14 protein-coding genes are annotated in these 19544 nt (G+C 72.3%); 10 read left to right on the plus strand and 4 right to left on the minus strand.

Annotated features, from left to right (window positions below; genetic code table 11):
* Positions 1 to 21: 21 nt before the first annotated feature.
* The 3 genes from ABD350_RS02705 to ABD350_RS02715 all read right to left on the minus strand — a co-directional run bounded on the left by ABD350_RS02705 (position 22) and on the right by ABD350_RS02715 (position 5638).
* A complete protein-coding gene (locus tag ABD350_RS02705; protein ID WP_344346021.1) occupies positions 22 to 2478 on the minus strand; it encodes an ATP-binding SpoIIE family protein phosphatase in 2457 nt (818 codons plus the stop codon).
* 155 nt (positions 2479 to 2633) lie between these two features.
* On the minus strand, positions 2634 to 5033 hold the full coding sequence (locus tag ABD350_RS02710) for an MFS transporter (protein ID WP_382466739.1): 2400 nt from the start codon (positions 5031 to 5033) through the stop codon (positions 2634 to 2636).
* A gap of 161 nt (positions 5034 to 5194) precedes the next feature.
* Complete coding sequence (locus ABD350_RS02715; protein WP_344346022.1) at positions 5195 to 5638, minus strand: SRPBCC family protein; 444 nt, start codon at positions 5636 to 5638, stop codon at positions 5195 to 5197.
* Between the two features lie 132 nt (positions 5639 to 5770).
* Here ABD350_RS02715 and ABD350_RS02720 point away from each other — a divergent pair, with 132 nt between their 5' ends.
* The 3 genes from ABD350_RS02720 (at position 5771) to ABD350_RS02730 (ending at position 9121) form a co-directional block, all read left to right on the plus strand.
* On the plus strand, positions 5771 to 6814 hold the full coding sequence (locus ABD350_RS02720; RefSeq protein ID WP_344346023.1) for an Rv2578c family radical SAM protein: 1044 nt from the start codon (positions 5771 to 5773) through the stop codon (positions 6812 to 6814).
* A 146-nt stretch (positions 6815 to 6960) separates the two neighbouring features.
* Positions 6961 to 8514 (plus strand): alpha/beta hydrolase, encoded by a 1554-nt coding sequence (locus ABD350_RS02725; RefSeq protein ID WP_344346024.1) that lies wholly within the window; start codon positions 6961 to 6963, stop codon positions 8512 to 8514.
* Positions 8515 to 8596: 82 nt separating this feature from the next.
* A complete protein-coding gene (locus tag ABD350_RS02730; RefSeq protein ID WP_344346025.1) occupies positions 8597 to 9121 on the plus strand; it encodes a GNAT family N-acetyltransferase in 525 nt (174 codons plus the stop codon).
* A gap of 7 nt (positions 9122 to 9128) precedes the next feature.
* Here ABD350_RS02730 and ABD350_RS02735 read toward each other — a convergent pair whose 3' ends face one another.
* Complete coding sequence (locus ABD350_RS02735) at positions 9129 to 9710, minus strand: adenylosuccinate lyase (protein ID WP_344346026.1); 582 nt, start codon at positions 9708 to 9710, stop codon at positions 9129 to 9131.
* A gap of 428 nt (positions 9711 to 10138) precedes the next feature.
* Between ABD350_RS02735 and ABD350_RS02740 the strand changes: the two genes are divergently transcribed.
* The 7 genes from ABD350_RS02740 (at position 10139) to ABD350_RS02770 (ending at position 19390) form a co-directional block, all read left to right on the plus strand.
* Positions 10139 to 11953, plus strand: a complete 1815-nt coding sequence (locus ABD350_RS02740) for a 3-hydroxyacyl-CoA dehydrogenase family protein (RefSeq protein WP_344346027.1) — start codon at positions 10139 to 10141, stop codon at positions 11951 to 11953.
* A 136-nt stretch (positions 11954 to 12089) separates the two neighbouring features.
* Positions 12090 to 12902, plus strand: coding sequence for a TetR family transcriptional regulator (locus tag ABD350_RS02745; RefSeq protein WP_344346029.1), 813 nt, complete (start codon positions 12090 to 12092; stop codon positions 12900 to 12902).
* 427 nt (positions 12903 to 13329) lie between these two features.
* On the plus strand, positions 13330 to 14667 hold the full coding sequence (gene ccrA, locus ABD350_RS02750; protein WP_344346404.1) for a crotonyl-CoA carboxylase/reductase: 1338 nt from the start codon (positions 13330 to 13332) through the stop codon (positions 14665 to 14667).
* Between the two features lie 9 nt (positions 14668 to 14676).
* Positions 14677 to 16704, plus strand: a complete 2028-nt coding sequence (locus ABD350_RS02755; protein WP_344346030.1) for a protein meaA — start codon at positions 14677 to 14679, stop codon at positions 16702 to 16704.
* Positions 16701 to 17663 carry an HpcH/HpaI aldolase/citrate lyase family protein gene (locus ABD350_RS02760; protein ID WP_030787593.1) on the plus strand — a complete coding sequence of 321 codons (963 nt, stop codon included), beginning with the start codon at positions 16701 to 16703 and terminating at the stop codon, positions 17661 to 17663. The genes ABD350_RS02755 and ABD350_RS02760 overlap by 4 nt, the downstream gene beginning before the upstream one ends.
* A 5-nt stretch (positions 17664 to 17668) precedes the next feature.
* Positions 17669 to 18181: a MaoC family dehydratase gene (locus tag ABD350_RS02765; protein WP_344346031.1), complete on the plus strand. Its 513-nt coding sequence runs from the start codon at positions 17669 to 17671 to the stop codon at positions 18179 to 18181.
* Between the two features lie 3 nt (positions 18182 to 18184).
* Positions 18185 to 19390, plus strand: a complete 1206-nt coding sequence (locus tag ABD350_RS02770) for an acyl-CoA dehydrogenase family protein (RefSeq protein ID WP_344346032.1) — start codon at positions 18185 to 18187, stop codon at positions 19388 to 19390.
* The last annotated feature ends 154 nt before the right edge of the window (positions 19391 to 19544 follow it).

A 19544-nucleotide genomic window follows, 5' to 3' on the forward strand; every position in this document is an offset into this window, starting at 1 on the left:
GGGCTGACGCGTCCCGGCGGCTCAGCGACCGGTGGTGAGGGCCTGTTCGAACCAGACGGTCTTGCGGTGCCCGGTGGCGCTCGCGCCCCACTCCCGGGCCAGCCGGCTGACCACCCGCAGGCCGCGGCCGAACTCGTCGTCGGGGGCGGTGCTCAGCAGGGCGGGCAGGGCGGGTTCGTCGTCGGTGACCTCGAACAGCAACGCGTCGGTGCGCACGATCCGCAGCCCGATCCGGTCGCTCGCCGCGTGCAGCACGGCGTTGGTGACGACCTCGCTGACCAGCAGTTCGGCGGTCTCCACCGCCTGCGGCAGGCCCCACTCCAGCAGCCGTTCGCGCACCAGCCGGCGGGCCCGGGGCACCTCGCCGGGCGCGGAGTCCAGCCGCCACTCGGCGACATGGTCGTCGGGGATGCCGTTGAGGCGTGCCATGAGCAGGGCGACGTCGTCCTTGCGGCCGCCGTGGGTGTTCAGCGCCCGGATGATGGTGTCGCAGGCGTCGTCCATCGAGGCCGCGGGGTGGGCGGCGGACTCGCAGAGCGCGGCCAGGCCTTCGCCGATGTCGGAGCCGCGCACCTCGACCAGGCCGTCCGTGCACAGCACCAGCCGGTCGCCGGGCGCCACCCGGATCCGGACGGCTTCGAACGGGACGCCGCCGACGCCGATCGGGGCTCCGGTGGGCAGGTCGAGGAGCCGGCTGCCGCCGTCCTCGGCGCGCACCAGCACGGGCGGGATGTGGCCGGCGTTGGCCAGGGTCAGCTCGCCGCGGATCGGGTCGTAGACCGCGTACAGGCAGGTGGCGAGGTAGGTGTCGCCGAGCCGGCGGGCCAGGTCGTCGAGGTTGCGCAGGAGTTGGGCGGGCGGGGTCTCCATGGCGGCCATGGTCTGGACGGCGGTGCGCAGCTGGCCCATCATCGCGGCCGAGTTCAGTCCGTGGCCCATGACGTCGCCGACGACCAGGGCGGTGCGGGAGCCGGGCAGTTTGATGGTGTCGAACCAGTCGCCGCCGATCCGGCCGAGCCGGGTGCCGGGCAGATAGCGGGTGGCGATGTCACAACCGGCCATCCGCGGGGTGATCCGCGGCAGCATGCTGTCCTGGAGGGTGTCGGCGACGTTCTCCTGGTACGTGTACATGCGCGCGTTGTCGAGCACGAGGCCGGCGCGGGCGGCGAGTTCGGCGCCGGTGGTGCGGTCCATGTCGTCGAACTGCGGCCGGTCGGGGCGGCGCATCAGCACCATGAAGCCGAGGACGACGTTGCGCGCCTTGAGCGGGACGATCAGCAGCGACCGGCCGCCGATGAGCGGCCGGAGGTCGCGCTTCTCGAACTCGCCGGAGATCCGCTCGGACAGCTCGTCGGTGACCCGGGGGACGAGGACGGGCTCGCCGGTGACCATGCACTTGTAGAACGGGGTGTGCTCGGGGAAGGCGAAAGCCTCGCCGACGGGCACGGTGTCGTCCCAGCGGCCGGGTTCGTCGTCGTGCTCGACCCAGACGCGGAACATCACGGTGCTGGCGTCCGGCGGGCCGTCCGGGAAGCCCTCGCCGGCCAGCACCGCGGCGCGCAGGTGGGTGCCGGCGAAGTCCGCGAACCGGGGTACGGCGGCGCTGGTGACCTCGCGGATGGTCTCGCCGAGGTCCAGGGAGGAGCCGATGCGGGAGCTGACCTCGTTCAGGAACTCCAGCCGCTCGCGGACGGCGGCGTACTCCAGGTCCTGTTCGGCGCCGGCCGGGACCGCGGCGGCCACGGGCCGTGAGCCGGCGGCCACGGCCGCGGGTCCGGGGACGGCATCGGCGATACGGCCGGGGCGGCGGGGCACGCCCCAGTACGGGGTCACGGGCACCCGTTCGTACCGGCTGAACTCCAGAATCGGGTAGCCGAGTTCGAGGACCTGGGAGACGATGCGGGCGCTGAGTTGCGGGCCCATGTTGGGCAGGATGTCGGGCAGGCGCCGTTCGAGGTCCTCGGCGGCGGGCAGTTCGGTGTGGCGGGCGAAGCCGGGCGTGACGTCTTCGGCGGTCGCGTCGGCGTGGCCGCGTTCGGCGCGCAGCCGGGTGGCGTCGGCGACGAGCACCAGCAGCCGGGAGGGGTCCGGGCCGACCAGCGGGTAGGCCCACCACAGCACGTCGATCCGGTCCTCGGCGGCGGTCCCCTCGCGGTCGAGCCGGGCGCAGCCGGCCAGGGGGAAGCCGCTCTGCCCGTCGAGCGCGGCCTCCAGGGCGGGGCCGGACTCGTCGTACGGGGTCCCGCCGCGCCGGTCGTCCCTTTCGTCGTGGAGGGCGCCGGAGACGGGCAGCAGGTCGGCCGCGGGCCGGCCGACGGCCTCCTCCCGGCCGACGCCGAACAGGCGCCGCGCACCGCTGCTCCAGTGGGACACGAGGCCGTCGCGGTCGACGACGACCACGGCCAGCGGGACGCGGCCCGCCGCGGTGTCGTCGGCCCCGCGCCCGGCGGGCGCGTCCCGCTCGCTGCCACGGTCCATGGCCCAGGCCCTTTCTCCCCACGGCTGTCCGCAAAACGATCTGTGCCGTCCGCCACTACGGTAAGGCGGCCGCCGGTCGCGATGTGTGGCAATCCTGGAATTGGGTGCACCGGATGCACCGGCGCACGGCCCGGCGCGCTGCGTGCGCCCCCCGGTCAGTCCTCGTGCCCCAACTGGAGGTCGCGCTCGGTGCGTCCGCCCCCCGCGACCTGGAGCACGGTGGCGACCGGCGGGTAGCCCGCGGCGATGACGGTGTACTCGCCGGAGGAGAGGTCCACGAACCGGAACGTGCCGTCGGCGCCGGTGGTGAGGGTGTCGACCACGTTGCCGGCGGCGTCGAGCAGGGTCACCCGGGCCTCCTCCACGGGGCGGCCGCCGCCGGCCCGGACGGTGCCCCGCAGCACGGCGCCGCCCGCGAGCTCGACGTCCTGCCGGGTCTCCCGGGAGGCCTGCACGGTGACCGGGAGCGCGGCGGGCCGGAAGGCGGGGGCGCTGGCGGCCAGGGTGTACTCGCCGGCCACCAACTCGGTGATGACGTAGCCGCCCTCGCGTCCGCTGCGGGTGGTGGCGACGACCTCGCCGTGCACGTTGGTGAGGGTGACGGTGGCGTCCCGGACGTGACTGCCGTCGGCGGTGAGCACGCTGCCGGCCAGGCGTCCGGCGCCGCCGAGGACGACGTCGAGTTCGACGGGGCGTTCGCCGACGGTGACGGAGACGGCCTGTGGCTGGTGTCCGCCGGCGGCGGCGATCAGCACGTAGGAGCCGGGGCCGGGCGTGCCGAGCGCGTACCGCCCGTCCTCGCCGCTGGCGCCCCGGCCGACCTGCTGCCCGGCGATGTCGATGAGGGTGAGCGCCGCGCGGGGCACCACGGTGCCGTCGGGGTGCTGCACCGTGCCGCACACGGGGATGCCGGCCGTGAACGGCGAACGGGCGTGCGGGAGCGGGACGTTCACCGGCGCGGTCTCCTGGTCGGTGGCGGGGGCGTGGTGGGACACCAGCGGTTTCTCCTTGAGGAAGCAGGCGATGAGCAGGCCGAGGGCGAGCACCGGGACGAGGTAGAGGAAGATCCGGGGCATCGCGTCGGCGTAGGCGCGGATGTAGGCGTCGCGCAGGGCCGGGGGCAGCGCGTGGACGAGTTGCGGGGTGATCGAGTCGGCGGCGGGCAGGCGGGTGCCGGCGCCCGGGGGCGGTTCGGCGCGGAGCGAGGAGGTGAGCCGCTCGGCGAAGAGGGTGCCGAAGACGGCGGCGCCGACGCTGCCGCCGATCTGCCGGAAGTAGTTGTTGGCGCTGGTGGCGCTGCCGAGGTCGGCGGGGCGCACGGAGTTCTGCACGGCGAGGATCAGGACGGGCATCACCAGGCCGATGCCGGTGCCGAGGACGGCCATCCAGATGCTGTAGTGCAGCCGGGGCGTGTCGGTCTGGAGCCGGGACAGCAGCCACATGCCCACCACGGAGACGGCGCTGCCGAGCACGGGGTAGATCCGGTAGCGGCCGGTGTGGCTGATGAGGTGGCCGCCGATGATGGAGGCGCCGACGACCCCGGCCATCATGGGCAGCATGAGCAGCCCGGACTCGGCGGCGCTGGCCCCGTCGACCATCTGCAGGTAGGTCGGCAGATAGCCGGCGGCGCCGAACAGGGCGACGCCGATGACCAGGCCGACCAGGCCGCTGATGGTGAACACCGAGTCGCGGAACAGCCTGAGCGGGATGAGGGGTTCGGCGGCGAAGCGCTCGGCGAGCAGGAAGAGGACGGTGGTGACGAGGGCGCCGGCGCCGAGGAAGAGGATGGGCCGGGAGTCCCAGGCGTACTCGGTGCCGCCCCAGCTGGTGAGCAGCACCAGGCAGGTGGAGGCGGCGGCGAGCAGGATCGCGCCGGGCACGTCGAGCCGGGCCCGCACGGGCGGCCTGGGCAGTTTCAGGACGGCGGTGACGACGGCGAAGGTGACCAGGCCGAAGGGGACGTTGATGTAGAAGCACCAGCGCCAGGTGAGGTGGTCGGTGAAGTAGCCGCCGAGCAGCGGGCCGGCGACGGAGGCGAGGCCGAAGGCGGCGCCGATCAGTCCCATGTACCGGCCGCGTTCCCGGGGCGGCACGATGTCGGCGATGATGGCCTGCACGCCGATCATGAGACCGCCCGCGCCGACGCCCTGGAGGGCGCGGTAGAGGACCAGCTGGTCCATGCTGCCGGCCCGGCCGGCGAGCGCGGAGCCGACGACGAAGACGGCGATGGCGAACTGGAAGACGCCCTTGCGGCCGACGAGGTCGCCCAGCTTGCCGTACAGGGGCAGGCCGATGGTGGAGGTGAGCAGGTAGGCGGTGATGGCCCAGGACATCTTGTCCAGGCCGTGCAGTTCGCCGACGACCTTGGGCAGGGCGGTGGCGACGATCATCTGGTCCAGGGCGGCCAGCAGCAGCGCCAGCATCAGCCCGGCGAACACCAGCCGTACCCGGCGGGGCGTGAGCGGCACGGCGGGCGCGGGGGGCAACCGGGCGGACGCCGCACCGGCCGCCGGTGCCACGGCCGGCTCCTGCTGCGCCAGTGTCGTCCCGCCCACGGACCGCTCCCCTCGTTGCGCCTCACGCGTTTCCCGCGTGAGGCGACAACGGCGAACGGTTGCCTGGCGTTACGGCTCCGCCCGGCCCGGGGCGGAGATCCACTCGAACCGGTGAAAGGGTCAACCAGAGGTCAAAGCCCTTGCACCGGTGCGCAGTTGGGCTACTTCTCGACCTCGGCGGCGAGGTTGGCGAGCAGGGCGTCGTAGATCCGGCCGAGGCCCTTGGGCGCGAAGGTCCGCTCGAAGAAGCCGCCGATGCCGCCGGCGCCCTGCCAGGTGGTGGTGACGACCACGCGGGAGGCGCCCTCGCCGGCCGGGGTGACGCGCCAGGTGGTGACCATGGAGGAGTTGCGGTCCTTCTCGACCAGCTCGCCGTCGGTGGGCTCGGTCACCTCGAGCAGGCAGTCGCGCACCCGCTTGCTGGTGGCCTGAAGCTTCCAGTGGACGAGGGTGCCCTCGCCGTCGCCGCCCTCGCGCACCTCGTACTCGCTGAAGTGCTCGGGCAGCAGCTTCTGCCGGGTGCCGCGGTAGTCGGCGAGGGCGTCGAACACCTTCTCCGCGTCCGCCGCGACGACCCGCTCGGTAGTGGCCTCGACCTGCGCCATTGCGTTCCTCCAGGACCTGACTTTCGGGACGGGGCAAGCCAACCACTCCGGCGCCCGGCGGCCCAAATCGGGGTCCGCGCGATCATGGGAACACATGTTCTATTCTGGGCCCAGTGCTACCGAGGAGGCGTCATGCGCTGGGACAACCTCGCCGACGACGGCGACCACGGCCGGGCCGCCGACGCCGCGCTGTTCGGCGCGGACGCCGTGACCACCCGGACGTTCGACACCCCCGAGTTCCGCGGGATCACCTTCCACGAGGTGCGGGCGCGCTCGGTGCTCAACCGGGTGCCGGGCGCCTCGCGCATGCCGTTCGAGTGGACGGTCAACCCCTACCGGGGCTGCTCGCACGCGTGCGTGTACTGCTTCGCCCGCGCCACCCACGGCTACCTGGACCTGGACACGGGCATCGGCTTCGACACCCAGATCGTGGTCAAGGTCAACGCCCCGGAGGTGCTGCGCCGCCAGCTCGGCTCGCGCCGCTGGCAGGGCGAGCACGTGGCGATGGGCACGAACGTCGACTGCTACCAGCGCGCCGAGGGCCGCTACCGGCTGATGCCGGGCATCATCTCCGCGCTCACCGACCACGCCAACCCGTTCTCGATCCTCACCAAGGGCACCCTGATCCTGCGCGACCTCCCGCTGCTGGTCCGCGCGGCCGAGGTGACGGACGTGGGCGTGTCGGTCTCCGTCGGCTTCCTGGACGCCGCGCTGTGGCGCACGGTGGAACCGGGCACGCCCGCACCCGAACGCCGGCTGGAGGTCGTCCGCGCCTTCGGGGAGCACGGCATCGGCTGCGGGGTGCTGATGGCGCCGGTGATCCCGTTCCTGAGCGACGACCCGGAGCGGCTGCGGGAGACCGTGCGGGCGATCGCGGCGGCCGGCGCGGTCTCCGTCACCCCGCTGGTGCTGCATCTGCGCCCGGGCGCCCGGGAGTGGTTCATGACCTGGCTCGGCCACCACCACCCGCACCTGGTGCCCCGCTACCGGCGGCTGTACGCGGAGGGCGCCTACGCGCCGAGGTGGTACCAGCGCCGGATCACCCGTCAGGTGCACGAGCTGGCCGAGGAGTACGGCATCGGGCCCGCCCGCTCCGGACAGGCCCGCCGGATCCGCCCGGCCGCGCCCGCGCCGGCCCCCGGCCCGGGGGAACCGGTTCAGCTCAGCCTGATGTGAGCCCGCCGGGGCGCGTTGGGGCCATCCCGCGGCCCGATCGGGTCAAGTATCGCGACGACGGGTTCTCCGGGGCGCCGGCGCCGGGACGATCCGGGCGGAACCGTGCCGCACGGTTCGCCGCGTCCCCGCGTCCCGGGAGGACCCGTATGAGAACACGCGCAGCCGCGCTGGGCGCGGTCGCCGCCGTGGTGGTGGCGGGCTCGCTCACCGCCGCCCCGGTCCGGGCGGCCGCCGCCCCCGCGCCCGTCTGGACGGCGTGCGCCACCCACGACCACCCCACCCTCCAGTGCGCCTCGGTGCGGGTGCCGCTGGACCACGCCGACCCGGCGGGCCGGCAGATCACGCTGGCCCTGTCCCGCGTCCCGCACACCGCGCGGACCTCCGAGGGCCCGCTGCTGGTCAACCCCGGCGGCCCCGGCGGAAGCGGGCTGGAGCTGGCCGGGTACGTCGCCTCGGCGCTGCCGCGCAGCGTGGCGGCCCGCTACGACGTCATCGGCTTCGACCCGCGCGGGGTCGGCCGCAGCACGCCCGCCCTGACCTGCGCGCCCGGCCATTTCGCGGCCCCCCGCCCGGATTCCGTCCCGGCCGGTCCCGCGCTGGAGCGGGCCAACCTGGACCGCGCGCGCTCCTTCGCCGAGGCCTGCGGGCACGCGTACGCGGACGTCCTGCCGTACCTGGACACCGTCAGCGCGGCCCGGGACCTGGACGTGGTCCGCCGGGCCCTCGGCGCGCCCCGGATCAGCTACTTCGGCTACTCCTACGGCACCTATCTGGGCGCGGTGTACGCGAAGCTGTACCCCGGGCGGGTGCACCGGCTGGTGCTGGACTCGATCGTCGACCCGTCCGGTGTCTGGTACCGGCACAACCTCGCCCAGGACTACGCCTTCGACGACCGCCACCGCGCGCTGATGGCCTGGATCGCCCGGCACGACGCGGTCTACCGGCTCGGCACGGACCCCGCGCGGATCGAGGACCGCTGGTACGCGATGCGGGCGGCGCTGGCGCGCGGGCCCGCCGGGGGCCGGGTGGGCGCCGCCGAGCTGGAGGACACCTTCACGCCCGGCGGCTACTACGACGGCTACTGGCCCCGCCTCGCCGAGGCGTTCGCGGCCTATGTCCACCGGGGGGACACCGGGCCGCTGCTGGCGGCGTACGAGCGGCTCGCCGCCGTGGACGCCGAGGGCGACAACGGCTACAGCGTCTACACGGCGGTGCAGTGCCGTGACGCCCCCTGGCCGCGCGACTGGGACCGGTGGCGGGCGGACACCTGGGCGGTGCACGCGAAGGCGCCCGTGATGGCATGGCACAACACCTGGTACAACGCACCGTGCGCGTTCTGGCCGACGGCCCCGCTGCGGCCGGTGGACATCGCGGGGGACGCGCTGCCGCCGGCGCTGCTCTTCCAGGCGACCGGCGACGCGGCCACCCCCTACGCCGGCGGGGTGGCGGTGCACCGGCTGCTGGCCCGCTCCAGCCTGGTGGTCGAGCAGGGCGGCGGCAACCACGGCATCACGCTGAGCGGCAACGCGTGCCTGGACCGGTATCTGGCCGCGTATCTGGCCGACGGCACGGTGCCGCGCGGCGCCGGTCCGGCCGACGCGGTCTGTGCCCGGTCGCCGGAGCCGGAGCCACTGTCGGCGAAGTCGGCGGCGGCCTCGCGCGGTGAGACCCTGCACCGCCTGCTGGGTTTCCGCCGGTAGCGCGGGAGGGCCGGCCGGCGGCGCGGGGCGGCCCTTGGGTAATTCCCGGCCCCCGCCCGGCGTCCGCGCCTAGGCTCCCGTCATGGACGAGCAGCTCCCGCGCATCCGCCCGATGACCCTCGCCGACTGCGACCGCGTCTCGGCGATCCGTGTGCGCGGCTGGCAGCACGCCTACCGGGGGCTCCTGCCGCAGCCGTATCTGGACCGGCTCGACGTCGCGGCGGACGCCGAGCGGCGCCGGGAGCGGTTCGCGCGCGGCAGCGGTCCGGTGGTGAACCTGGTCGCCGAGCGGGACGGCCGGGTGCTCGGATGGGCGGCGGTCGGGCCGTACCGGGACGGGGAGACGTACACCGTGGACGCGGAGCTGTACGCGATCTACGTCGATCCGGCGCACCTGGGCGGCGGGATCGGACGGGCGCTGCTGGCCGCGGCGGCCGGCCGGTGCCCCGCGGACGCGCGCCTGCTGCTGTGGGTGTTCAAGGGCAACGCGCCCGCGCGCCGCTTCTACGAGCGCGCCGGGTTCCGGGCCGACGGGGCGCAGGAGCCCTTCGAGGCGGACGGCGTGCCCGTGCCCGAGGTGCGGTACGTGCGCGCCCCGGCCGGCTGACCGGGCGTCAGGTGGGCTGCTGCTGCGGGATCCGGGCCAGCGCCCGCACCGCCGCCTCGGCGAGCGCGGGGTGCGCCAGCGCCTCGTTCAGCACCCGCCGGGCACGGCCGTCGCCGAGCGCGCCGAGGCCCTCCACACAGGCGAGGGCGACCCGCCGGTAGGGGTCGTGCGGGCTGAGCCGCCGCTCCAGGGTGGTGATCAGCGCGGGCACGGACTCCGGGGCGCGCAGGGCGACCAGGAGCCGTACCGGGTGCAGGGCGTAGGCGACGCGCAGTTCGTTGGTGGCGAGGGCGGCGGCGGCCCGGGCGGTGCGGGGGTCGCCGAGGCGGGCCAGGGCGTGCGCGGCGGAGGCGCAGCGCGGCGGATCGCGGTGGTTCAGCAGCAGCACCAGGGCCTCGAAGGCGCGCCGGTCGCCCGCCCGGCCGAGCCGGAACGCGGCCAGTTCCCTGGCCCACAGGGGCTGTCCCGGCGCGGTGAGCACCTCGGCGAGTTCGTCGTGGTCCTCGGTGGCGAGCAGGCGATCGAACGCGGCCGAGCCGCCCGATTCCTGCCGTAAGCGTTCCGTGAGCGAGCGCACCTCTTCGTCCACGGGTCCAGCGTAGGCGGGCGGCGGCGGACGGGGGAGGTACCTCACACGGAAGGATTGCTTCGAGGGACTGGCGCGCTCGTTACCCGCCGGTTAAGCTCAGACGAGCGAGTACCCCTCGCACTCCGCTGGCGACGGTCTGGTGACGCGGCCGTCGCGAGCGAGCGTCTGTCGGTTCGGTACGCCGTAGGTACCGCGGTACGACCCGGCTCCGGGACAGAGCCGGTCGGATCCCCCGCCGTGCGCGGGCGTGTACGCGCCCGTGGCCCGGCGGCGTTCACCGGGCGTGTGCGCTCGTGGCCCGGAAACACCCGCATCCCTTCGCGCCGTGGTGTGCTCCCGCGCACCCGGCGCGCCCCTTCCGCACCGTGGTGCGCCCTCCGGCGCGCCCGGCGCGCCCCCGTCGTCACCCTCATTCCTGGAGTCCCGCGATGGCCGCTCCCCTGTCCGACACCCCCCTGTCCCCGTCGTCCCCGCTGAAGAAGGTCGCCGTCGTCGGCCTCGGCACCATGGGCACCGGCATCGCCGAGATCCTGGCGAAGGCCGGCCGCGAGGTGATCGGCATCGATGTCGGCGAGGACCGGACGGCCCGGGCGTTCGCCGCCCTGGAGACCGCCACCGCCCGTGCCGTGGAGCGCGGCCGGCTCACCGCCGAGGAGCGCGCCGGGATGCTGGCCCGGGTGCGCACCGCCACCGACCTCACCGCGGCGGCCGACGCGGACCTGGTCATCGAGGTGGCCCCGGAGTCGTACGAGATCAAGCAGCGGATCCTGTGCGAGCTGGACGGCATCGTCCGCCCCGACACGATCCTGGCGACCGGCACCAACGCGCTGTCGGTGACCCGGCTGGCGGCCGGCTCGGCCCGCCCCGAGCGCGTGCTCGGCATGCACTTCTTCAACCCGGCGCCGGCCATGAAGCTGGTGGAGGTGGTCTCCTCGGTGCTCACCGCGCCGCAGGCCGTCGCCGCCGTCACCGGGCTGGCGATCGAGCTGGGCAAGGAGCCGGTCGCGGTCGGCGACCGCCCCGGTTTCGTCGCGGACGGGCTGCTGTTCGGCTATCTCAACCAGGCCGCGGCGATGTACGAGGCGAAGTACGCCTCCCGGGAGGACATCGACGCCGCCATGCGGCTCGGCTGTGGTCTGCCGATGGGCCCGCTCGCCCTGCTGGACCTGATCGGCATCGACACCGCGCGGACGGTCCTGGAGGCCATGTACGCCGAGTCCCGGGACCGGCTGCACGCGCCCGCCCCGATCCTGAAGCAGCTCGGCGAGGCGGGCCTGACCGGCCGCAAGGCCGGGCGCGGCTTCTACACCTACGCGGCGCCGGGCAGCGCCACGGTCGTCCCGGACGCGCTGACCCCGGCCGCCGGGGACACCCGGGGCGCGGGCCGTCCGGTGCGCCGCGTCGGCGTCGCCGGCTCGGGCACCATGGCGTCCGGCATCGCCGAGGTCTTCGCCAAGGCCGGCTACGACGTGGTGCTCGCCGCCCGCGGCGAGGAGAAGGCGCGGGCGGCCAAGGCCCGCATCGGCACGTCCCTGGCGCGCTCCGTCGACAAGGGCCGGCTGGCCGCCGAGGCCGCCGCCCAGATTCTGGAGCGGATCGTCCCGGCGGGCTCCTACGACGCCTTCGCCGAGGTGGACCTCGCGGTGGAGGCGGTCGCGGAGGACCTGGACGTCAAGCGGCAGCTGTTCGCGGCGCTGGACAAGGTGTGCAAGCCGGGCGCGGTCCTGGCCACCACCACCTCCTCGCTGCCCGTGGTCGCCTGCGCCCGCGCCACCTCGCGCCCGCAGGACGTGATCGGCATGCACTTCTTCAACCCGGCGCCGGCCATGAAGCTGGTCGAGGTGGTCCGCACGGTGCTGACGGCCGACGACGTCCACGCGACCGTGCGCGAGGTCTGCGGCCGGATCAAGAAGCACGCGGTGGACTGCGGCGACCGGGCCGGGTTCATCGTCAACGCGCTGCTCTTCCCGTACCTCAACAACGCGATCAAGATGGTGGAGGAGCACTACGCGTCCCTGGACGACATCGACGCGGCGATGAAGCTGGGCGGCGGCTACCCGATGGGCCCGTTCGAACTGCTGGACGTGGTCGGCCTGGACGTCTCGCTGGCCATCGAGAAGGTGCTGCACCGCGAGTTCCGCGACCCCGGCCTCGCCCCGGCGCCGCTGCTGGAGCATCTGGTGGCCGCGGGCTGCCTCGGCCGCAAGACCGGCCGCGGCTTCCGCGAGTATGCCCGCCGCTGACGGCGCCGGCGACTGGTTCCGGACGGAGCCGGACTGGGGCGGGCTGCTCGACCCGGCCGCCGCTCCCCCGCCCCCGGCGGGCGGGGGACGCCCCGGACCTGCGCATCAACCTGCGCCCATGCAGTACGTTCGGGTCATGTCCCAGCCCGCCAAGTCCTCACGTACACCAGCTACGCCCGACGCGCCGGAAAGTGCCGCAGGCAGTCGCGCCGCCGCCCAGCGGCTCAAAATGCGCCGGGAACTGGCGGCAGCAGCCATGGAGCTGTTCGCGACCAAGGGGTACGAGGCCACCACCGTCGACGAGATCGCCGCCGCAGCAGGGGTCGCCCGGCGCACCTTCTTCCGCCACTTCCGCTCCAAGGAAGAGGCGATCTTCCCGGACCACGACGACACGCTGGTCCGCGCCGAGGCGGTCCTCAACGCCGCCCCCGCGCACGAGCACCCGCTCGACACCGTGTGCCGCGGCATCAAAGAGGTCATGAGGATGTACGCCGCCGCGCCGGAGATCTCGGTGGCCCGTTACAAGCTGACGCGCGAGGTGCCCACCCTGCGCGAGGCCGAGATCGCCTCCGTGGCCCGATACGAGCGCCTGTTCACCCGCTATCTGCTCGGCCACTTCGACGAGCACGCGCACGCCGACGACGCCAACGACGACCCGCTGCTGGCCGAGGTCGCCGCCTCGGCCGTGGTCACCGCCCACAACCACGTCCTCAGACGCTGGCTGCGGGCGGGCGGCCAGGGAGACGTGGAGGCGCAGCTCGACCACGCCTTCGCGATCGTGCGCAGGACCTTCGGCACCGGCATCGGGGCCGGCCGGGAGAGCGCGCCGCGCACCCCGGCGGCCACCGCGGGCGCCCAGGGCGAGGTCCTGGTGACGGTGGCCCGCACCGACGCCCCGCTCGACGAGGTGATGCGCACCATCGAACAGGCGCTGAAGGAACGGTCGTGACGGTACGGCCGTAACCGGCCGGACCGCGACAGACGGGCAGTGGGTGGCACCGAGTGCCGCCCACTGCCCGTTTCGTTTGCCGAGCGTTGATCGATCATCGCTCATCTGTTCGTAAAGATTTCATCTGAGAGCAATTTCTGGCACTCAGTGCCTTGCCACCTGACACGCCGTGTCATACGTTGAGGGCGTCCGGGCGGCCGGCGAGCAGCGATCGCTCGCCCGCCGGCTGTCCCCGTAGGGCCTTCGGCCCGCGCGCCCGGACGCCTGCGTCACAGGCACCCTCCCGCGCCACAAAGCGCTGCCGAAGCACCACCCCGCCGAACCGACGGCACCCCTTTCCCACCCTCAGCAGCACGCACCCCAGCACCGACGAACCCTCAGGCGCCCCTCCCTCAGGGCGCTCACCGCCGGAGGCAACACCGTGACCGTGAAGGACATCCTGGACGCGATCCAGTCGCAGGACGCCACGCCCGCCGACATCGCCGCCCTGCCGCTCCCCGAGTCGTACCGCGCGATCACCGTCCACAAGGACGAGACGGAGATGTTCGCGGGTCTTCAGACCCGCGACAAGGACCCGCGCAAGTCGATCCACCTGGACGAGGTGCCGGTGCCCGAACTGGGCCCCGGCGAGGCCCTGGTGGCCGTCATGGCCTCCTCGGTCAACTACAACTCGGTGTGGACCTCGATCTTCGAGCCGGTGTCGACGTTCGCCTTCCTGGAGCGCTACGGCAGGCTGTCACCGCTGACCAAGCGCCACGACCTGCCGTACCACATCATCGGCTCCGACCTCGCCGGCGTGGTGCTGCGCACCGGCCCCGGCGTCAACGCCTGGCAGCCCGGTGACGAGGTCGTCGCGCACTGCCTGAGCGTCGAGCTGGAGTCGCCCGACGGCCACGACGACACCATGCTCGACCCCGAACAGCGCATCTGGGGCTTCGAGACCAACTTCGGCGGCCTCGCGGAGATCGCGCTGGTCAAGACGAACCAGCTGATGCCGAAGCCGAGGCACCTCACCTGGGAGGAGGCCGCGGCCCCGGGCCTGGTGAACTCCACCGCCTACCGCCAGCTGGTCTCCCGCAACGGTGCCGCGATGAAGCAGGGCGACAACGTCCTGATCTGGGGCGCGAGCGGCGGACTCGGCTCCTACGCCACGCAGTTCGCGCTCGCGGGCGGCGCCAACCCGATCTGTGTCGTCTCCTCGCCGCAGAAGGCGGAGATCTGCCGCTCGATGGGCGCCGAGGCGATCATCGACCGCACCGCCGAGGGTTACAAGTTCTGGAAGGACGAGCACACCCAGGACCCCAAGGAGTGGAAGCGGTTCGGCAAGCGCATCCGCGAACTCACCGGCGGCGAGGACATCGACATCGTCTTCGAGCACCCCGGCCGCGAGACCTTCGGCGCCTCCGTCTACGTCACCCGCAAGGGCGGCACCATCACCACCTGCGCCTCGACCTCGGGCTACATGCACGAGTACGACAACCGCTACCTGTGGATGTCGCTGAAGCGGATCATCGGCTCGCACTTCGCCAACTACCGCGAGGCGTACGAGGCCAACCGCCTGATCGCCAAGGGCAAGATCCACCCGACGCTGTCGAAGACGTACTCCCTTGAGGAGACCGGCCAGGCCGCCTACGACGTCCACCGCAACCTGCACCAGGGCAAGGTCGGCGTGCTGTGCCTGGCGCCCGAGGAGGGCCTCGGCGTGCGCGACCAGGAAATGCGCGCGCAGCACATCGACGCCATCAACCGTTTCCGCAACGTCTGAGAGCCGCAGATGACAGAGCGTCAGAAGGACCGTCCGTGGCTCATGCGGACCTACGCCGGCCACTCCACGGCGGAGGCGTCCAACGAGCTGTACCGGCGCAATCTCGCCAAGGGCCAGACCGGTCTGTCGGTGGCGTTCGACCTGCCGACCCAGACCGGCTACGACCCCGACCACATCCTCGCCCGCGGCGAGGTCGGCCGGGTCGGTGTGCCCGTCGCGCACCTGGGCGACATGCGCCGGCTGTTCCAGGACATCCCGCTGGAGCAGATGAACACCTCGATGACGATCAACGCCACCGCCATGTGGCTGCTGGCGCTCTACCAGGTCGTCGCCGAGGAGCAGGGCGCCGACATCACCAAGCTCCAGGGCACGACCCAGAACGACATCGTCAAGGAGTACCTGTCCCGGGGGACCCATGTGTTCCCCCCGGGGCCCTCCCTCCGGCTGACGACGGACATGATCGCGTACACGGTCTCCCACCTCCCGAAGTGGAACCCGATCAACATCTGCAGCTACCACCTCCAGGAGGCGGGAGCCACGCCGGTGCAGGAGATCGCGTACGCGATGTCCACCGCGATCGCCGTCCTGGACGCCGTGCGCGACTCCGGCCAGGTGCCGCCGGACCGCATGGGCGACGTGGTCGCGCGGATCTCCTTCTTCGTGAACGCGGGCGTCCGCTTCATCGAGGAGATGTGCAAGATGCGGGCGTTCGGCCGCATCTGGGACAAGATCACCCGCGAGCGGTACGGCATCGAGGATCCCAAGCGGCGCCGCTTCCGCTACGGCGTCCAGGTGAACTCGCTCGGCCTGACCGAGGCGCAGCCGGAGAACAACGTCCAGCGGATCGTGCTGGAGATGCTGGCGGTGACCCTGTCGAAGGACGCCCGCGCGCGTGCCGTGCAGCTGCCCGCCTGGAACGAGGCCCTGGGCCTGCCCCGCCCCTGGGACCAGCAGTGGAGCCTGCGCATCCAGCAGGTGCTCGCCTACGAGAGCGATCTGCTGGAGTACGACGACATCTTCGAGGGCTCGAAGGTGGTCGAGGCGAAGGTGGACCGGCTGGTCGAGGACGCCCTCGCGGAGATCGGCCGCATCGAGGAGATGGGCGGCGCGCTGGCCGCCGTGGAGTCCGGCTATCTGAAGTCGCGGCTGGTCGCCGCGCACGCCGAGCGCCGGGCCCGGATCGAGTCCGGCGAGGAGAAGATCGTCGGCGTCAACATCTTCGAGGGCACCGAGCCGAACCCGCTCACGGCCGACCTGGACACCGCGATCCAGACGGTGGACCCGGCGGTCGAGGCCCGCGTCGTCGAGGCGCTGCGGAACTGGCGGGACACCCGCTACCAGCCGCCGTTCAACCACCCGCGCCCGTGCAAGGCGCTGGAGCGGCTGAAGGAGGCCGCCAAGGGCACCGAGAACCTGATGGAGGCCACCCTGGAGTGCGCCCGTTCCGGGGTGACGACCGGCGAGTGGGCCGCCGCGCTGCGCGAGGTGTTCGGCGAGTACCGGGCCCCCACCGGGGTCTCCTCCGCGCCGGTGGCCGTCCCCGCCGAGGCCGGTTCGGCGCTCGCCGACGTGCGCGCCCGGGTCCAGACCACCGCCCGCGAGCTGGGCGTCGGCACACTGCGCTTCCTGGTCGGCAAGCCCGGCCTGGACGGGCACTCCAACGGCGCCGAGCAGATCGCCGTGCGCGCCCGGGACGCCGGCTTCGAGGTGGTCTACCAGGGGATCCGGCTCACCCCGGAGCAGATCGTGGACGCGGCCCTCGCCGAGGACGTCCACGCGGTCGGCCTGTCGATCCTGTCCGGCTCGCACGCCCGGCTGGTCCCGGACGTGCTCCGGCGGCTGCGTGTGGCCGGTGCCACAGATATACCCGTGATCGCGGGTGGCATCATCCCCAGCGGTGACGCCGAACAGCTCAGGGCCGCCGGAGTGGCCGCGGTGTTCACCCCGAAGGACTTCGACATCACCGGGATCATCGGCCGCATCGTGGACGAGATCCGGAAAGCGAACAAGCTCGACCCCCTGGAGGTCCCCGCATGACAACGGTCAACCGCCTTCGTCCCCGGCGCTCCTGCCTGGCCGTACCGGGCAGCAACCCGCGCTTCCTGGAGAAGGCGCAGGGCCTCCCGGCGGACCAGGTCTTCCTGGACCTGGAGGACGCGTGCGCGCCGCTCGCCAAGCCAGAGGCGCGGCACACCATCGTCAAGTTCCTCAACGAGGGCGACTGGACGGGCAAGACCCGGGTGGTCCGGGTCAACGACTGGACGACCGAGTGGACCTACCGGGACGTCGTCACGGTGGTCGAGGGCGCCGGCCCCAACCTGGACTGCATCATGCTGCCCAAGGTGCAGAACGCCCAGCAGGTCGTGGCGCTGGACCTGCTGCTGACGCAGATCGAGAAGACGATGGGCTTCGAGGTCGGCCGGATCGGCATCGAGGCGCAGATCGAGAACGCGGCCGGTCTGAACAACGTCAACGAGATCGCGCAGGCCTCGCCGCGGATCGAGACGATCATCTTCGGCCCCGCCGACTTCATGGCGTCGATCAACATGAAGTCGCTGGTGGTGGGCGAGCAGCCGCCCGGCTACCCGGCGGACGCCTACCACTACATCCTGATGAAGATCCTGATGGCCGCCCGCGCCAACGACCTCCAGGCGATCGACGGCCCCTACCTCCAGATCCGCAACGTCGACGGCTTCCGCGAGGTGGCCGGCCGCGCCGCCGCCCTCGGCTTCGACGGCAAGTGGGTGCTGCACCCGGGCCAGGTCGACGCGGCCAACGAGGTGTTCTCGCCCTCGCAGGAGGACTACGACCACGCCGAGCTGATCCTGGACGCCTACGAGTACTACACCTCCGAGGCGGGCGGCAAGAAGGGCTCCGCGATGCTCGGGGACGAGATGATCGACGAGGCCAGCCGCAAGATGGCCCTGGTCATCGCGGGCAAGGGACGCGCCGCCGGGATGCGGCGCACCAGCACGTTCGAGATCCCGGAGGCCTGAGCACGATGCAGTTCGGACGCACCTACGAGGAGTTCGAGGTCGGCGCGGTCTACAAGCACTGGCCGGGCAAGACGGTCACGGAGTACGACGACCACCTGTTCTGTCTGCTGACCATGAACCACCACCCGCTCCACATGGACGCCAACTACGCCGAGCGGACGACCGACTTCGGCAGGAACGTGGTGGTCGGGAACTACGTGTACTCCCTGCTGCTCGGCATGTCCGTGCCGGACGTCTCCGGCAAGGCCATCGCCAACCTGGAGATCGAGTCGCTCAGGCACGTGGCGCCGACCTTCCACGGCGACACGATCTACGGCGAGACGACCGTGCTGGACAAGTGGCCCTCGAAGTCGAAGGACGACCGCGGGATCGTGCACGTCGAGACCAAGGGCTACAAGCAGGACGGCACCCTGGTGTGCGTCTTCCGCCGCAAGGTCATGGTGCCCACCGGGACGTACATCAAGGAGCGCGGCGGCGAGCAGCCGGGCCGCCCCGAGCCGAGGGAACAGGGGAAGTAAGCGATGGCCCGTCTCGCCCAGACCGCCGGTCTGACCGACGTCCAGCAGGAGATCCTCTCCACCGTCCGGGACTTCGTCGACAAGGAGATCATTCCGGTCGCGACCGAGCTGGAGCACCGCGACGAGTACCCGCAGGCGATCGTCGACGGCCTGAGGGAACTCGGCCTGTTCGGTCTGATGATCCCCGAGGAGTACGGAGGCCTGGGCGAGTCTCTGCTCACCTACGCGCTCTGCGTGGAGGAGATCGCCCGGGGCTGGATGTCGGTGTCCGGCATCATCAACACCCACTTCATCGTCGCGTACATGCTCAAGCAGCACGGGACGCGGGAGCAGAAGGAGCACTTCCTGCCGAGGATGGCGGCCGGCGACATCCGGGGCGCCTTCTCGATGTCGGAGCCGGGCCTGGGCTCGGATGTGTCGGCCATCACGTCCAAGGCGGTGAGGGACGGCGACGAGTACGTCCTGAACGGCCAGAAGATGTGGCTGACGAACGGCGGCACCTCCTCGCTCGTGGCCGTGCTGGTCCGCAGTGACGAAGGACACCCCGAGGGCACCGCCCCGCACAAGTCGATGACCACCTTCCTGGTCGAGAAGGAGCCGGGCTTCGGCGAGGTCCGCCCGGGCCTGACCATCCCCGGCAAGATCGACAAGATGGGTTACAAGGGCGTCGACACCACCGAGCTGATCATGGACGGCCTGCGCGTTCCGGCCGACCGGGTGCTCGGCGGGGTCACCGGCCGAGGTTTTTACCAAATGATGGACGGCGTGGAGGTCGGCCGGGTCAATGTGGCGGCGCGCGGCTGCGGCGTCGCCCAGCGCGCCTTCGAACTGGGCGTCCGGTACGCCCAGCAACGTCACACTTTCGGCAAGCCCATCGCCCAGCACCAGGCCATCCAGTTCAAGCTGGCCGAGATGGCCACCAAGGTCGAGGCCGCGCATGCGATGATGGTCAACGCGGCCCGCAAAAAGGACTCCGGGGAGCGAAACGACCTGGAGGCCGGCATGGCGAAGTACCTGGCCTCCGAGTACTGCAAGGAGGTCGTGGAGGACGCCTTCCGGATCCACGGCGGCTACGGCTTCTCCAAGGAGTACGAGATCGAGCGCCTGTACCGGGAGGCCCCGATGCTGCTCATCGGTGAAGGTACCGCCGAGATCCAGAAAATGATCATCGGCCGCAGACTGCTCGAAGAGTATCGGTTCCAGGGCTGATTGTCCGGTTACGGGGTGTTTTCTTCGAGAAGAAGATCACACCCCGTAGACGTTCTTCAGCCGCCGACTCGGCTTCCTGGCTTGCCCAGTTGTGGGCCGCGCCCGGTACGATCCGGGAAAGCCGCCGTCCCCCGTCAGAGCGCGGCATCATCCG

The sequence above is a fragment of the Streptomyces nogalater genome, from assembly GCF_039532885.1.
GTDB classification, from domain to species: Bacteria; Actinomycetota; Actinomycetes; order Streptomycetales; family Streptomycetaceae; genus Streptomyces; species Streptomyces nogalater.

Coding starts and splice junctions, on each gene's coding strand:
- ABD350_RS02705 (WP_344346021.1), bottom strand. CDS start 2,478: ATGGACCGTGGCAGCGAGCGGGACGCGCCCGCCGGGCGCGGGGCCGAC.
- ABD350_RS02715 (WP_344346022.1), bottom strand. CDS start 5,638: ATGGCGCAGGTCGAGGCCACTACCGAGCGGGTCGTCGCGGCGGACGCG.
- ABD350_RS02720 (WP_344346023.1), top strand. CDS start 5,771: ATGCGCTGGGACAACCTCGCCGACGACGGCGACCACGGCCGGGCCGCC.
- ABD350_RS02725 (WP_344346024.1), top strand. CDS start 6,961: ATGAGAACACGCGCAGCCGCGCTGGGCGCGGTCGCCGCCGTGGTGGTG.
- ABD350_RS02730 (WP_344346025.1), top strand. CDS start 8,597: ATGGACGAGCAGCTCCCGCGCATCCGCCCGATGACCCTCGCCGACTGC.
- ABD350_RS02740 (WP_344346027.1), top strand. CDS start 10,139: ATGGCCGCTCCCCTGTCCGACACCCCCCTGTCCCCGTCGTCCCCGCTG.
- ABD350_RS02745 (WP_344346029.1), top strand. CDS start 12,090: ATGTCCCAGCCCGCCAAGTCCTCACGTACACCAGCTACGCCCGACGCG.
- ABD350_RS02755 (WP_344346030.1), top strand. CDS start 14,677: ATGACAGAGCGTCAGAAGGACCGTCCGTGGCTCATGCGGACCTACGCC.
- ABD350_RS02760 (WP_030787593.1), top strand. CDS start 16,701: ATGACAACGGTCAACCGCCTTCGTCCCCGGCGCTCCTGCCTGGCCGTA.
- ABD350_RS02765 (WP_344346031.1), top strand. CDS start 17,669: ATGCAGTTCGGACGCACCTACGAGGAGTTCGAGGTCGGCGCGGTCTAC.
- ABD350_RS02770 (WP_344346032.1), top strand. CDS start 18,185: ATGGCCCGTCTCGCCCAGACCGCCGGTCTGACCGACGTCCAGCAGGAG.